This window comes from Streptomyces sp. NBC_00104 (assembly GCF_045160825.1).
Lineage (GTDB): Bacteria > Actinomycetota > Actinomycetes > Streptomycetales > Streptomycetaceae > Streptomyces.
On record NZ_CP108215.1, the window covers coordinates 7,045,145 to 7,059,251 of the forward strand.

12 protein-coding genes are annotated in these 14,107 nt (G+C 72.0%); 8 read left to right on the forward strand and 4 right to left on the reverse strand.

Going from position 1 to position 14,107, the window contains the following annotated elements:
- Window positions 1-61: 61 nt before the first annotated feature.
- Both OG272_RS31030 and OG272_RS31035 read left to right on the forward strand, forming a co-directional pair.
- Window positions 62-664 (forward strand): hypothetical protein, encoded by a 603-nt coding sequence (locus tag OG272_RS31030; protein WP_327728081.1) that lies wholly within the window; start codon window positions 62-64, stop codon window positions 662-664.
- A 120-nt stretch (window positions 665-784) separates the two neighbouring features.
- Window positions 785-1,213 (forward strand): hypothetical protein, encoded by a 429-nt coding sequence (locus OG272_RS31035; RefSeq protein ID WP_327728080.1) that lies wholly within the window; start codon window positions 785-787, stop codon window positions 1,211-1,213.
- Between the two features lie 160 nt (window positions 1,214-1,373).
- Here the strand turns inward: OG272_RS31035 and OG272_RS31040 are convergent, their stop codons facing one another.
- Window positions 1,374-3,455: an FG-GAP-like repeat-containing protein gene (locus OG272_RS31040; protein ID WP_405895307.1), complete on the reverse strand. Its 2,082-nt coding sequence runs from the start codon at window positions 3,453-3,455 to the stop codon at window positions 1,374-1,376.
- 377 nt (window positions 3,456-3,832) lie between these two features.
- Here OG272_RS31040 and OG272_RS31045 point away from each other — a divergent pair, with 377 nt between their 5' ends.
- The 4 genes from OG272_RS31045 (at window position 3,833) to OG272_RS31060 (ending at window position 7,750) form a co-directional block, all read left to right on the forward strand.
- Window positions 3,833-4,423 carry an RNA polymerase sigma factor gene (locus OG272_RS31045; RefSeq protein ID WP_326578310.1) on the forward strand — a complete coding sequence of 197 codons (591 nt, stop codon included), beginning with the start codon at window positions 3,833-3,835 and terminating at the stop codon, window positions 4,421-4,423.
- Entirely contained in the window at window positions 4,420-5,403 is a 984-nt protein-coding gene (locus OG272_RS31050; RefSeq protein WP_405895308.1) for a hypothetical protein, read from the forward strand. The genes OG272_RS31045 and OG272_RS31050 overlap by 4 nt, the downstream gene beginning before the upstream one ends.
- 380 nt (window positions 5,404-5,783) lie before the next feature.
- Window positions 5,784-6,470 carry an RNA polymerase sigma factor gene (locus OG272_RS31055; RefSeq protein ID WP_326578306.1) on the forward strand — a complete coding sequence of 229 codons (687 nt, stop codon included), beginning with the start codon at window positions 5,784-5,786 and terminating at the stop codon, window positions 6,468-6,470.
- Window positions 6,470-7,750 (forward strand): hypothetical protein, encoded by a 1,281-nt coding sequence (locus OG272_RS31060; protein WP_405895309.1) that lies wholly within the window; start codon window positions 6,470-6,472, stop codon window positions 7,748-7,750. Before OG272_RS31055 ends, OG272_RS31060 begins: the two co-directional genes overlap by 1 nt.
- Before the next feature lie 366 nt (window positions 7,751-8,116).
- On the opposite strand, the gene OG272_RS31065 is transcribed toward OG272_RS31060, so the two are convergent.
- Window positions 8,117-9,031 (reverse strand): L,D-transpeptidase family protein, encoded by a 915-nt coding sequence (locus OG272_RS31065; protein WP_405895310.1) that lies wholly within the window; start codon window positions 9,029-9,031, stop codon window positions 8,117-8,119.
- 239 nt (window positions 9,032-9,270) lie between these two features.
- Between OG272_RS31065 and OG272_RS31070 the strand changes: the two genes are divergently transcribed.
- Entirely contained in the window at window positions 9,271-10,851 is a 1,581-nt protein-coding gene (locus OG272_RS31070; RefSeq protein WP_327728073.1) for a methylmalonyl-CoA mutase family protein, read from the forward strand.
- A gap of 89 nt (window positions 10,852-10,940) precedes the next feature.
- Window positions 10,941-11,522, forward strand: coding sequence for a Uma2 family endonuclease (locus OG272_RS31075; RefSeq protein WP_327728072.1), 582 nt, complete (start codon window positions 10,941-10,943; stop codon window positions 11,520-11,522).
- 300 nt (window positions 11,523-11,822) lie between these two features.
- On the opposite strand, the gene OG272_RS31080 is transcribed toward OG272_RS31075, so the two are convergent.
- Together OG272_RS31080 and OG272_RS31085 are read right to left on the reverse strand one after the other, a co-directional pair.
- Window positions 11,823-12,749 (reverse strand): class I SAM-dependent methyltransferase, encoded by a 927-nt coding sequence (locus OG272_RS31080; protein WP_327728071.1) that lies wholly within the window; start codon window positions 12,747-12,749, stop codon window positions 11,823-11,825.
- A 160-nt stretch (window positions 12,750-12,909) separates the two neighbouring features.
- A complete protein-coding gene (locus OG272_RS31085; protein WP_405895311.1) occupies window positions 12,910-14,100 on the reverse strand; it encodes an acyltransferase family protein in 1,191 nt (396 codons plus the stop codon).
- Between the last annotated feature and the right edge of the window lie 7 nt (window positions 14,101-14,107).

Genomic DNA, 14,107 nt, shown 5'->3' on the forward strand with positions numbered 1-14,107 from the left:
AAGGGGAAGTGCGGGCTCCGTATAACCGGGGCATGATCGAGCGGGATCTAGGGGAGGCGCGATGAGCCTGGTGGAGCTGATGGCCCAGGCCGACGAACGCGGTCTGGCGGCAAGCGGGTTGGCTTGTTTGGACCGCTGCGTACCGCTTCTCGGGGGTGACGACGAGGTCTTGCGTCCGCTGTGGGCGGGGCTGGTGGACGACGGGGAGGGATGGGGCGAGAGGGTGGCGAAGGTGCGCGGCGAACTGGCCCCGCACGCCTCCGAGTCCGCCTCCGACTCCGTACCCGGCTCCACACCCGGCTCCGGTGGGGGCGAGGAGGTCGTCCTGCTCGCCCGCCGGATGCTCGACGCGGTTCCCGCGGAACGGTCCGGTGACGGGCTGCGCGAGTGGGCCGAGGTGTGTTCCGTCTCCGCTCTGCGGATCCATCAGCTGCTCGACCCGCTGGACGCCGGGGGCGACGACTCCGTGGCGGCCTGCCGTGAGGGGCGCGAAGAAGGAGCCTCCCATCTCGTCGCCGCCGAACTACGGCGGCAGGTCGTGGTGTTGGACCTGCTCGCGCAGCACGGCGCGGCGGGGCTCCGGCAGGCGCTCGGTGTGGCCACGGAGGGGCGGCGGGTGCTGCGGGCGGTCGTGTCGCGGCGGGCGCGTGGAGCGCGGCGGTAAACCTCGTTTCCCTGGCGGGTCCTGTGGGTGTCCTGGGGCCGGGTGTGGCGGTCCTGCGCCGGTGTCGGGGACGGCCCGAAAACGCGAAACGTCTGGTGCGGGGCGGGCGCTATTCCGAGTGTGAGCGCACAGCAGACATTCAGTTCGGTCAGTACCTCCGGCCGGCCGGCGAGCCCCGGGAGCCGGTCCGGGAGCGCGGCGAAGCCCCTTCGGTGGGCGGCCGACGCGGTGGCGATGATGCGGGAAGGGGCGCGGGTGCGTCTCGACTACTCGGCGCAGAGTCTGTGGCGGGTGGACCGGATGATCGAGGACATACGGCGGGAGGGGGCGCCCTTCGCCGCCGTGGAGGGTGCGCTGCGGGGGTTCGGGGCGTACGGGGGTGAGGTCGTCGTGCGCTGGGCCGGGGGCGAGTGGGTCGAGTCGGACGGGGCGTACTGGGTACGCACCTGGGACGGCCGCTTCTGGGATCCCTTCGACGAGGCCCGCCGGTGCTTCGCGGGGGACGGGTCCCTGCGGTTGCTGTGCCATGACGCGATGCCCTCGGGCTGACGCCGGGGGATTTCGCCCCCGCCGCCCCTACCCGTCCCATCCTCAAGGGGCTGCGCCCCTTGGACCCCCAGCCGCGGATCTCCAGCCGCGGGTCCGGTGGGGCTTCTCGCGCAGTTCCCCGCGCCCCTGACCCGCGCCCCTGTCAGGGGCGCGGGCAGCTCTACGGGGTCAGGAGCTGACCCAGGCGGCCGGCTGGGGGCGTGTCCAGTTGGGTGAGGCCGTAGTACGACGAGTTCGTCGGAGCCGGTGTGCCGTTCACCGACGGGACGTACAGGATCGTGCCGTTGCCGGTGTCCTCGCCCTCCGTGCCGGTGAGGAGGTCGGCGTAGCCGTCGCCCGTGACGTCGGTCAGGGAGGTCGCGGAGCCGAACTTGTCGTCGGTCTCGGTGGAGCCGGCGATGTCGGGGGCGTCCTGGGAGAGGGCCAGGGAGCCCGTGCCCGTCAGGCCGGCCGAGGTGCCCTTGAGGAGCCACACCGAGCCCGCGTTGGCGCGGTTCGTCCCGGCGCGGGTGATGTCCTCGTTGGGGGCGCCGGTGAGGACGTCGGCGTAGCCGTCGGCGTCGACGTCACCGACGGAGACCGAGGAGCCGAAGCCGTCGGAGGTCTCGGAGGCGCCCTCGACGTTCGCCGTGGCCTGGTGGATCGTCTTCGGGGCGGTGGCTGTGGTGGTGAAGCCGGTGGAGGCGCCGGGGACCACGGTGACCTGGCCGCCCGCGTTGCCGCCGGACTCGGAGGCGTACGGCTGGCCGATGACGATGTCGTCGTAGCCGTTGCCGTCGACGTCCCCCGCGGCGACGGCCCGGCCGCCCCTGACGGTCAGGGTCGAGACCTTCGTCAGCCCCAGCGACCGGGAGCCCTTGAACCAGGTGACCTTGCCGATGCCGGACGCGTCGCGGTAGTTGAGGGCCACGTCGGCGTAGCCGTCCCGGTTGAAGTCGCCCGTCGCGGCGTCCGCGTGGGCGAGGGAGCCCGTCGCCGTGGTGAGGTCGCCGGCGACCTCGTGGCCGTCGCCGAAACGGGCCGCCCAGTTGCCGCCCGTACCGGTGGCCGCGGTGAACACGTCCGCCTTGCCGTCGGCGTTGAAGTCCCCGACCGCCACGGTCGCGCCGAAGCGCGCGCCGGTCGGCTCGTAGTCGTCGCCGAGGGCCATGGTGTCGGCGCCTGAGGTGAAGGAGGGCCCGTAGAGGATCGTCACCGCACCCCGGTCCGCGTGCCCCGTGGTGTCGTCCTCGCCGGGCGCGCCGACCGCGAGGTCCGCGTACCCGTCGCCGTCGACGTCACCCCACGCGGTCGCCGCGCCCCACTGGTCACCGGACTCGGCGGCGCCCGGCACGCCCGTGCTCGCCTGGTCGAGGCGCAGCCTGGACGCGGAGACGGGGCCGTTCACGCCGCCCGGGACGAGGGTGATCGAGCCGCTGCCGGTCCGGTGCGTCGGCGCCACCAGGTCGCTGACGCCGTCGCCCGTGTAGTCGGCGGTCGGGATCGCGGAGCTGCGGCCGGGGGAGGCGGCGTACCGGCGTACCTCGGGGAGCTCGGCGTAGAGGTTCGCGCCCGGGGACGTGGTGGCCGCCGCGTCGCCGCCGCCGGAGATCACGTCCAGCTCGGCCGACTCGCCCTGCGCGTACACGCCGGTGTCCTCGGCCGCGGTCAGCGTCACCTTGCCGGTCGGGTCACCGGCGTACTGGCCCAGCTTCCACGCCGCCAGCCGCGCCACGGACTCCACGGCCGCCCGGCCCGGCCCGCCGCCGCTGTCGAAGTCGCCGAGCACCGCGACGCCCGTCGAGTCCCCGTCGAAGCCGGGGGTGTGCTCGCCGCGCACGGAGAGGTCCGCGCCGCCCGCCCGGCCTTCATAGATGCGGCCGCACTTGTCGACCACGAAGTTGTAGCCGAGGTCGCCCCGGCCCGCCGTCCGGACGTCGTGCGCCATGAGCGCGCGGATCAGCGCGGGGGACTCGGCACAGCTGTAGGAGTTGGTGCCGCCCGTGTCGTGGACGAACACCGCGCTGATCCTGTCGATGTACTCGGCCGTCCCCGTCACGGTCGACTCGTCCGCGCCCCAACGGGCCCGGCTGATGATCGGGGGGCGCGTGACGGTCGAGGCGAGGGCGGTGGGCACGTCGTCCGCGGCGGCCGTGTGGGCGCCCGGCCCGACCACGGCGTACGACACCAGGCCCGCGCCGCCGGCCACGACGGCTCCCAGCGCCCACCACGTCCTCCGCTTCGGGCTCGGCGGCTCGTACACGCGGCTCCTACGGCGACTCAAATGTCCCACCCCTGAATGACCTGACTGACTGACTGACCTGAACGACCTGAACGACCTGAGACGAACAGTACGAAGACGCCACCCCGGCACAGGGGTGCCCCTCTATTCGCGCACAGGCCGTCGCGAACATCGGTATCGACCGGTACGGGTGTGGCCCATGTCACGACGGAGGCCGGTGTTCACGCTTCCGGGTCATCTTCCGGGGTTGGCGTGACGGCCTGTGACACTTCCGCGAGATGCGGCGCAGATCACGGTGGGGGCTTGGCGGCGGCCGGGACGGCCCCCGGGAACGCGATCCCGGCACTGACGTGGCACTGTCTCGGACAGCTTGGAGCCAGGGAGGGGAACCTCGGCGCGTGCAGGCGTACGACGGGGAACTGGGCGCGGCCGTGGCGCGGGCCCAGGACGGGGACGAGGCCGCGTTCGCGGTCGCGTACCGGCTCGTGCAGCCCGGGCTGCTGGGGTATCTGCGCGGCATCGTCGGGGACGACGCGGAGGACGTCGCCTCGGACGCCTGGCTGGAGATAGCGCGGGACCTCGGGCGGTTCAAGGGCGACGGGGCGGGCTTCCGGGGCTGGAGCGCGACCATCGCCCGGCACCGGGCCCTGGACCATCTGCGGCGCCAGAAGGTCAGACCCCGGGCGACCGCGCTGGAGAACGACCTGCTGGAACTGCCGGGCGAGCACAGCACCCACGATCAGGCGTTGGAGTCCCTCTCCACCGGGCAGGCCCTCGCGCTCGTCGCCCGGCTGCCCCGCGACCAGGCCGAGGCCGTTCTGCTGCGCGTGGTCGTCGGCCTCGACGGTCCCGCGGCCGCCCGTGTCCTCGGCAAACGCCCCGGCGCGGTCCGCACCGCCACCCACCGGGGACTGAAGCGACTCGGCCAACTCCTGCGCAGCGAGGGTGTGACGGATGACGGCCCCCGGACGCTGGGGGAGTCGAGATGACCGACAGCGACGGGACGTACGGCGAGGACGGGACATACGGCGGGAAGGACGGGAAGGAAGGGCACGAGATGCCGTCGGGCAGGGCGGAGTCGGACGAGGGTGAACGGCGTGGCCGCGGAGGGCGGGACGACGGCCGCCGGGCCATGAGCGACGCCGCTGCCGCCGCCGACCGCGTTTCCGGCGCCCCCGTATCCGATGGCGTCACCTCCCGTGGCCTCGATGCCCGGGCCGCCGCGTCCGGCGCGGCCGCCTCCCGGGACACCCCCTCCGTCGACTCCCTCCTCGCCGCCGCCGTACGCGCGGGAGTGTCGGCCGACAGCGCGGGGGAGGAGCGGGCGGTGGCCGCCTTCCGGGCGGCACGGGAGAAGGGGGCGGGTACGGCCCGTACCCGGCGCCGGGACGACTGGCGGCCCAACGCGCGGCGCCGCGTCCAGCTCTCCGTACGCACCACTCTGGCCGTCCTGCTGGCCAGCCTCACCCTCGGCGGTGTCGCCTTCGCGGCGATCGGCTCGGCCGCGCACGACGACAAGGACGCCGACGGGAACCGCGGAGGCCGCGGAGGCCAGGACCGGCGTACCCGCACGACCGACGGCGCCCCCGCCCGGCCCGGCCCCTCGAACGCCCCGCGTACGCATCCCTCGACAACCGGCCGCCCCGCCCCGGCCGGGGAGCACGTCGCCTCCCAGCGGCCGGACAGGGCCGCGGGGCAGGCCGACGCCAACGGCAGCGGCGGCGGCAGCGGCAACAGCAAGGGCAGTGGCCCTCACACCAGCAGCGGTGACGGCAAGGGCACCGGCGACAAGCAGGGAGAGCCGCCCCGGCCCGGTGAGCCGAACGCGTCGAGTGAGCCGAACGCGTCGAGTGGGCCGAGTGGGCCGAGGGTGTCGAAGGAGCCGAGTCCGCCGAGTTTGTCCGGCGGTGGGCCGGGACAGGAGGGCGAGGCCCCGGGCGCGCGGCAGGGGGCCCGGAAAACGAAGTGAGGCCGGCGTGCTCGCAAGACCCCCGTACTCGCAAGACACCCGGCCGACTCCGCCGATGGCAACGGTCGGGGCCGCCACCCCCCACAGGAGAGGCCCCGACCGTCGCGCGGCACGGGCCGCGCGGCGACCCGTACTACCTACAGCGCCGCGTCGACGTTTTCTGTCACACCTGGCCGCATCACGAGTTAGTTGCATGTTCTACGGACATGGACGGCCAGCGGTTTCAGGCCGTAACGTGCCATTCGCGCCGGATCGTGGATGGGCGGAAGACCACCACAACCGTCTACGGCCCGGCACCGACCATCCATTGAGGACCATGACGGCGAGAACCCGGTCCGCGAGAGCGGCGCCGGTCGAGGCGCAAAGAGGGGCGCGCGCGGGTGCTGGGGGACGACGCGGAGCTGACCGCCGCGGTGCTTGCGGCACAGGACGGGGACGAGACCGCGTTCCGGACTGTGTACCGCACGGTGCACCCACGGCTGCTCGGGTACGTGCGGACGCTGGTCGGCGATCCGGACGCGGAGGACGTCACCTCCGAGTCCTGGCTGCAGATAGCCCGTGACCTGGAGCGGTTCAGCGGTGACGCCGACCGGTTCCGCGGCTGGGCCGCGCGGATCGCCCGCAACCGGGCCCTGGACCACATACGTATGCGCGGGCGCAGGCCCGCGATAGGCGGCGACGAGACCGAGCTGACCGGCAAGGCCGCCGAGTCCGACACGGCCGGCGAGGCGATGGAAGCCCTGTCGACCGACCGCACGCTGTCGCTCATCGCCCAGTTGCCGCAGGACCAGGCGGAGGCGGTGGTCCTGCGTGTCGTGGTCGGTCTCGACGCGAAGACCGCCGCGGAGGCCCTGGGCAAGCGCGCCGGAGCGGTACGAACGGCCGCACACCGGGGGCTGAAGCGGCTCGCGGAACTGATCGGGGAGAATCCGGAGACGGCTTCGGAGGCCGACCCGGAATCCGGCGACCCGCTGGACGCCGTACCCCCACCGAGAGGCGCGCGTGTACGCGCGGCCTCGTCCGCCGGTGTGACGCATACGCGTTCGCGGACGCAGAAGGATGTGTGATGGCCGACGAGCAGTACAGGTGGCTGAACCGCGACGCTGCGGAGCGGCTGCTGCGTGGGGAGTCCCTCGAAGCCGTCGACGCCGACACCCGCGCCCGTGCCGACCGGCTCGCCGAGGCGCTCGGTGCCCTGTCCGCCGAGTTCGCGCCGGTCTCGCCGCAGAGCCCCGAACTTCCCGGCGAGGAAGCCGCGTTGGCCGCCTTCCGCATGGCGCGTACGGCTCGCTCGGCCCATCCGGCCCACCCCGGTGAGCACGGTCCGGCCGCGGAGCCCGGCCGGGGCAGCCGTACGCACGCCACCGCGGTGCCCGCCGACGACGGGGGGCTCGTCCACCTCGGACGTCCCGTGCGTCCGTCCGCCGCGTCCGACGGACGCCGGGCCCGCTGGGGCCGGCCGGTGCGGTTCGGGCTGGTCGCGGCGGTGGCCGCCGGGATGCTCGGCGGGGTCACGGTGGTGGCCGGTGTCGGCGCGCTGAGCGGGTTCCGCGACGACGAACCGGAACCCTCCGCCACCATCTCCGCCGCTCGGACGCCGGACCGGCCGCTGCTGTCGCCGTCGCCGAACGCGGAGGAGAGTGATGGCAGGCGCGGGGCGTGGGGCGACGTGACGCCCAAGGCGTCCCCGGACGGCTCCTCGACGGGCGATTCCCCCTCCGAAGAGGGCACCGGCGGTACGGACGAGGACCGGCAGCCCGGTGACACCGGGCAGGGCGAGGCCCCCACCCAGGAGTGGTGGAACAAGGTGCTCTCCGCCTGCCGTGACGTTCGGGACGGCAAGAACCTGGACGCCGACCGCCGGCGCGGTCTGGAGGACGCGGCGGGCGGCAAGGGCAAGGGACAGCTGAAGCGGTACTGCGAAGGCGTCCTGGCCGGCGGCGGCGACAACCCCGGCAAGGCGAAGCGCCCGGGCACCGGAGCCGGAGCCGGTGGCGGGACGGGCAGGGGCACCGGTACCGGGACGTCGGACTCCGGCGGCTCCGCCGGCGGTGGCGACAAGAAGACGCGGTCCGGCGACTCCGACGAGGATCCCGACCCGGACGGCGGCAAGGGCCGCCACGGGAACGGGAACGGGAACGGGAACGGCAAGCACCGCCAGGGGAACGGCAAGGGCCACGGAAACGGAAACGGCCCTGGGAGCGGGAACGGCAAGAACCAGGGCGGTAAAGGCGGGAAGGGCGGGAAGGGTCACAAGGGCAACGGTGGCAACGGTGGCAACGGCCACCGGGGTCAGCTCGCCGCGGTGACCCCGATCGACTTCACAGTCCGCGTCACCCCCTCCTGACCTGCGCTTTCGCATCCGTCACGAATTCTTTCGCGGAACGGGTAACACTTTCGGCCGCCCCGGCGCAGTAATGAGTGAGCCGACTGGTCATCGGCCGTCGCACAGAGCCGGGGTTCCCCCCGTACCTACGGCTCGTGCACCTCGGCGCGGGCGGGACACGTTCCCCCGGTCCCGCCCGCGCCCCATCACCCCCGTGGTCCCCCGTGACCCCGTACCTCTCCAGACGCGCCGGACACCCTCCCGCTATGCGTCATGTGACGCACGCCACTCCGCTTGTTCGACAGGTGCCCCGACGGGCGCCCCGACAGGTGCTCCGACGGGCGCTCCGGCGAGTGCTCCGTCCACGGCCCCCGTCCAGGGCCCCCGTCACCAGTACACGACCACCTTGTCGCCGTTCCTGACCTGCTCGAACAGCTGTGCGATCGCCGCCTTGTCCCGGACGTTGACGCAGCCGTGGGAAGCCCCGTAGTAGCCACGGGCCGCGAAGTCGGAGGAGTAGTGGACGGCCTGGCCGCCGCTGAAGAACATCGCGTACGGCATGGGGGTGTCGTAGAGGGTCGACCAGTGGTCGCGGGACTTGAAGTAGACGCTGAAGACGCCCTCGCGGGTCGGTGTGTACTCCGAGCCGAACCGCACCTCGACCGTCGTCAGGGTCCTGCCGTCCACCATCCAGCGCAGCGTGCGGCTGGTCTTGCTGATGCACAGCACCCGCCCCGTCATGCAGCGCGGGTCGGGTGACGCGGCCGGCTGCCCGCCGTACGCGTACAGGTCCCACTTGCCGGGCTCCCGCGTCATGTTCAGCAGCCGCGCCCAGGTGACGCTGTCCGTCTTCCCGGTCCGCGGCAGCCCGCGCTTGCCCTGGAAGCCCTTGACCGCCCGGACCGTCAGATCGTCGTACGTCCCCGTGGGCCCGGCGAAGAGCCACGCGACCTGCCGCAGCCGGGCCTGCAACTCACGTACGTCCAGTCCTTCGTCCCCCTGGGACCACAGGACCCGAGGGGCGGGTGTGGGGGTGGGCGTGGGGGAGGGCGGCGACGCGGTGGTCGGAGCCTTCTCGCGCTGCCCCTTGTCGTCACCGTCCCCGTCGGCCTTGTCGCCGTCGCCGTCGGCCGCCTTGCCGCTCCCGTCCTGCTTCGGGGCGCCGCTCGGTGTGGCGGTCACGTCGATGCGTACCGGCTGGCGCTGGTCGCCGTGCACCTCGATCCCCTGGGCCGTGCAGGCGCCGGTCAGGGCGAGTGCCGCGAGCGCGGCCACTGATCTCCGCATGTCCTTGGTACGCATCCCGACCCCCGTCGTCTCATCGACGCGTCCGACGCGCCGGTGCCCGGTCGCTCCGCGGAGTGCTTGCGGAGAGCTTTCCAGAGAGGTTTCCCGGACGTGACCCGTCGCGAACAAAGGGGCATGGTTGTGAGCAAGGTCCCAGCCCGGGCCACTCCAACGGGCGCACGGCCGCCGCTACAGTCCGTCGCGAGGGTCGTCGTACTGGCGAGTAACCAGCGAGCAGCACGGAGGCACACACCATGGCGCGCGAGTCGGAGTCCGGACTGCCCATCGAGCCGGTGTACGGGCCGGAGGCGCTGCGGGACTGGGATCCGGCGGACAGACTCGGCGAACCGGGCGCGTACCCGTTCACCCGCGGCGTCTACCCGTCGATGTACACCGGCCGCCCCTGGACCATGCGCCAGTACGCCGGCTTCGGTACGGCGGTGGAGTCCAACGCCCGCTACCAACAGCTCATCGCCAACGGCACGATGGGGCTGTCCGTCGCCTTCGACCTGCCCACCCAGATGGGCCACGACTCCGACGCCCCGATCGCCCACGGCGAGGTCGGCAAGGTGGGCGTGGCGATCGACTCCGTCGACGACATGCGGGTGCTGTTCGGCGGCATCCCGCTGGACAAGGTCTCGACGTCGATGACGATCAACGCACCGGCGGCCCTGTTGCTCCTGATGTACCAGTTGGTCGGCGAGGAGCAGGGCGTGCCGGCCGAGCGGCTCACGGGCACGATCCAGAACGACGTGCTGAAGGAGTACATCGCGCGCGGGACGTACATCTTCCCGCCCAAGCCCTCGCTCCGCCTGATCGCCGACATCTTCAAGTACTGCAAGGCCGAGATCCCCAGGTGGAACACCATCTCGATCTCCGGCTACCACATGGCCGAGGCGGGTGCCTCCCCCGCGCAGGAGATCGCGTTCACCCTCGCCGACGGCATCGAGTACGTCCGTACGGCGGTCGCGGCGGGCATGGACGTCGACGACTTCGCCCCCCGCCTGTCCTTCTTCTTCGTCGCCCGTACGACGATCCTGGAGGAGGTCGCCAAGTTCCGCGCGGCGCGCAGGATCTGGGCCCGGGTGATGCGGGACGAGTTCGGCGCGCAGAACCCGAAGTCCCTGATGCTCCGCTTCCACACCCAGACGGCCGGGGTCCAGCTGACCGCGCAGCAGCCCGAGGTGAACCTCGTCCGCGTCGCCGTCCAGGGCCTGGCGGCCGTGCTGGGCGGCACGCAGTCCCTGCACACCAACTCCTTCGACGAGGCGATCGCCCTCCCGACCGACAAGAGCGCGCGGCTCGCCCTGCGTACCCAGCAGGTGCTGGCCTACGAGACGGACGTGACGGCCACGGTCGACCCGTTCGCCGGTTCGTACGTCATCGAGAAGATGACCGACGACGTGGAGGCGGCGGCCGTCGAACTGATGCGGAAGGTCGAGGATCTCGGCGGCGCGGTGGCGGCCATCGAACACGGCTTCCAGAAGAACGAGATCGAACACTCCGCCTACCGCATCGCCCAGGAGACCGACTCCGGCGAGCGCGTCGTGGTCGGCGTCAACCGCTTCCAGCTCGACGAGGAAGAGCCCTACGAGCCGCTGCGCGTGGACCCGGCGATCGAGGCCCAGCAGGCCGAACGGCTCGCGAAGCTGCGTGCGGAGCGGGACCAGGCGGCGGTGGATTCCGCCCTGGCCGCGCTGAAGAAGGCGGCCGGGGGCGAGGACAACGTGCTGTACCCGATGAAGGACGCGCTGCGGGCTCGGGCGACGGTGGGGGAGGTGTGCAACGCGCTGCGGGGGGTCTGGGGGACGTATGTCCCCAGCGACGCGTTCTGAGCTGGGGATTACCTCGTACGAGTGATCGAGGGCGGAAACAGCCCGGCCCCGGTTAGGCTCATGAAGAGTGCTTCCGAGAGGAGGGTGCCATGACTGTGATAGAGCGCGAGATGACGATCGCTGAGGCCGCGGACCGTGTCTCCAGCTGGCTGCCCGGACATCGTGTGGAGATCCTTCGAGGGAGCCTTATCGTGTCACCGCCGCCGGACGAGCCGCATCAGGGAACCGTGTTCGAAGTCGGTTATGAGATCCGGCGGGCAGGGGCCAAGGAGGCTGGTCTCAAAGTGCGCCCCGGTATCGGGCTATGGCTGCCGACTGGCCCGGCGGATTATGCGATTCCGGATCTGTCTGTCGTCGAGGCCGATATCGGTGACGCACTTGTCCAGAAGAACTGCTACGCCCCGCACGTTTTCCGAATGGTGTTGGAGGTGACTTCCTCGAACTGGGCCGACGACACAGCCTTCAAGGCCGAGATTTATGCCGAGGCAGGCATCCCCGTCTATCTCATCGCCGACCGCAGGCACGACGAGGTCCTCCTCTACACCGACCCGGTCGGCGGCAAATACCCCGCCCCCGTCCGTTACAAGCGAGGCCAGACCGTCCCCGTGCCCGAATCCGTCGGTGTCACCCTCGACCTCTCCGTGGACACCCTCCTCGACGGCGACGACTGACTGGCCTTCCCACCCGTCCGGGCGTGACCCGCTGCGGCCGCGTATGCGGTGAGGCCCTTCGGGGTCCGCCCAGCCCGACGTAGCCGTCAGGGCGGACGAGGAAGACACCGGTGCCGTAGGCCTCGTAGGGCGGGATGTGGCCGGGCGTACGTTCCTGAGCCGAGGCCCGGCCGCCGGGTGGCCCGGCCACGGTGTTCCCCGCCCCGGTGGACCCGGGTGGGCAGCCCGAGCGGCTGGGTGGCTGTCGGCTCTGCCGTGCCACCACCCGTCACTCACCGCCCCGAACTCACCGCCCCGGATTCACCTCCCCGGTTTTCCCGCCCTCGCCTTCCTGATCGCCCTCGTCACCACCGGCGGCAGCAGGTCCACGGCCAGCTTGCGGGCGCCGCTCCGCGGGGGGCGGGGGCGGGCCGGGGGCTGCGGCCGGCGGGCTGCCGGGGCGGGGGCCGGGGGCGTGGGCTCCGTCCAGTGGCGGGACTTCGGGAAGGCGGGGGCCTTCATGCCCTTGGACTTGAGGCGGATGATGCGGTGGCCGGCGGCCTGCTGGTTGCTGAGGTGGCAGTCGTCCCGCCCCGCGACCATCTCCAGGAGGGCGTCCTGGATCGGCTCCGGGTCGTCCCAGGTGCCGTAGAGCTTCTGCGTGCTGAGGCAGACGGGGTTGAGGCCCCGGTTGAGGACGGCCTCCCACGCGGCGACGGAGACCCCGGGCGTGTGCTCCGAGCGGAAGTCGTCGAGGACGACCACGCCGCCCGGGAGGAGTACGTCGCGTGCGGCGCTGATGTCGCCCTCGACGTGCTCGTACAGGTGCGAGGCGTCGATGTGCACGAAACGGCAGGAGCGCGGCTTGACCTCGCCGGGGACGATCGAGCTGGGGCCCTGCAGGACGCGGGGCAACTCGTCGTGGAAGGAGAGGTAGTTCGCCTCGAAGGCCCGGCGGGTGAGCGTGCTGCGGTACGACTTGGTGGCCTCCGCCGCGTTGGCGTCGTCCGGAGCGTCGCTCTCGAAGAGGTCGCAGACCGTGTAGGCCTCGCCCTCCTGGAGATGCCGGCCGAGGAAGATGGCGCTCTTGCCCATGTAGACGCCGACCTCCAGGAGGTCGCCCCTCCCGCCCGCGACCTCCTGTCGGCTCAGGAACCAGTCGAAGAGCAGTTGGTCGAGCACCGGGAACCAGCCGGGAACGTCATCGAGTTCACGGGGGAGTCGGATCGTGCCGTGTTCAGAGGTCATTTCAGAGGCCATGAGGACAGAAGACTCTCTTGCGTCGACGAGGCGAACAGGCGAACGGGCCAGGAACCTATGAGACGGCCATGGCCCGGTCAAGGATGATGCGGAGCCTCTCCGTGGAGGAGTTTTCGAACCCCCGGGGCGGGTGAACAGTGGGCCAATTTCACGTTCGCCCACGGCGTCCCCCGAGTGACGCGCGCAGCAGTGGTTGCAACGGACGTTCGACCCCCCGGTGCAGCAGCCAGGCGAGCGCCAGCATCAGCGCCACGGTGAGCGCGACGGTCAGGGAGGACGGAACGCCCAGGCCCTGGTGCAGTGCCTGCACCACCGGCCAGCCCAGATGCTCGTGCACGAGGTAGAAGGGGTACGTCAGGGCCCCCGCGGTGGTCAGCCACGGCCAGTCGACGCGGTTCAGGAGGCCCAGCGCGACCGCCCCCACGGCCACGAAGCCGACGGTGACGGCGAGGACGATGCCGAGTTGGGAGCGGTAGGAGAAGAAGTCCGCGTTCGGCGCGTGCCACATCGCCTCGACCGTCTGGTACTGGCTCAGCAGGAGGCTGAAGACCACGATCAGCCAGGCCGTGGCGTCCCGGCGGTCGCGGTGCACCAGATAGAGGCCGATGCCGCCGATGAACAGGGACGCGTACTCCGGCATCAGGACCAGGTCCAGCAGCGGTTCCTTCGAGGCCCGCGCCAGCACCGAGGCCAGCGTCCAGCCGCCGCAGAACCAGATCACGCGTCTGCGGGTCACGCCGGGCAGGACCACGCACAGCGCGAACAGGACGTAGAAGCGGACCTCCGCCCATAGGGTCCAGCACACACCCAGGACGCGGTCCGCGCCGAGCGGCATCTGCAGCATCGTCAGGTTGACCAGGAACTCACTGGCGGACACCCGCGCGAAGGTGATCCCCGGGAGGGCGAAGACCGCCGCGACCAGGATCACCGCCGCCCAGTACGCCGGCAGCAGCCGGGCCGCACGGGAGGCGACGAACGACTGGACCGAACGCCCCCAGCCACTGGCACAGATGACGAACCCGCTGATCACGAAGAAGGCCTGAACACCCGCCCAGCCGTACGCCAGCCAACTGTGGGCGGTGGGGAACTGCACGGCCGGCGAGGCCCCCCACGCCTTGCCGATCTCCCCGTCGCGACCCCCGTAGTGGTAGGCCGCGACGGCGAGTGCGGCGAGCAGCCGCAGCCCGTCCAGCGCATACAACCGAGGCCGAGCCTCACCCGGGCCCCGACAGGGGCGCGGGGCTGTATCGTTTCGCGGCTTCGCCGCGGGGCGCGACCAGCCCCCACCGACCCGCGGCCGGGACTCGACAAGATCACCGGTCTTCGTCGCAGAAGTCACCCCGGGG

What these genes read in the sequence shown, in the direction of transcription:
- OG272_RS31030 (WP_327728081.1), top strand. Translation starts at nt 62, where the DNA reads ATGAGCCTGGTGGAGCTGATGGCCCAGGCCGACGAACGCGGTCTGGCG.
- OG272_RS31050 (WP_405895308.1), top strand. Translation starts at nt 4,420, where the DNA reads ATGACCGACAGCGACGGGACGTACGGCGAGGACGGGACATACGGCGGG.
- OG272_RS31060 (WP_405895309.1), top strand. Translation starts at nt 6,470, where the DNA reads ATGGCCGACGAGCAGTACAGGTGGCTGAACCGCGACGCTGCGGAGCGG.
- OG272_RS31065 (WP_405895310.1), bottom strand. Translation starts at nt 9,031, where the DNA reads ATGCGTACCAAGGACATGCGGAGATCAGTGGCCGCGCTCGCGGCACTC.
- OG272_RS31070 (WP_327728073.1), top strand. Translation starts at nt 9,271, where the DNA reads ATGGCGCGCGAGTCGGAGTCCGGACTGCCCATCGAGCCGGTGTACGGG.
- OG272_RS31075 (WP_327728072.1), top strand. Translation starts at nt 10,941, where the DNA reads ATGACTGTGATAGAGCGCGAGATGACGATCGCTGAGGCCGCGGACCGT.
- OG272_RS31080 (WP_327728071.1), bottom strand. Translation starts at nt 12,749, where the DNA reads ATGACCTCTGAACACGGCACGATCCGACTCCCCCGTGAACTCGATGAC.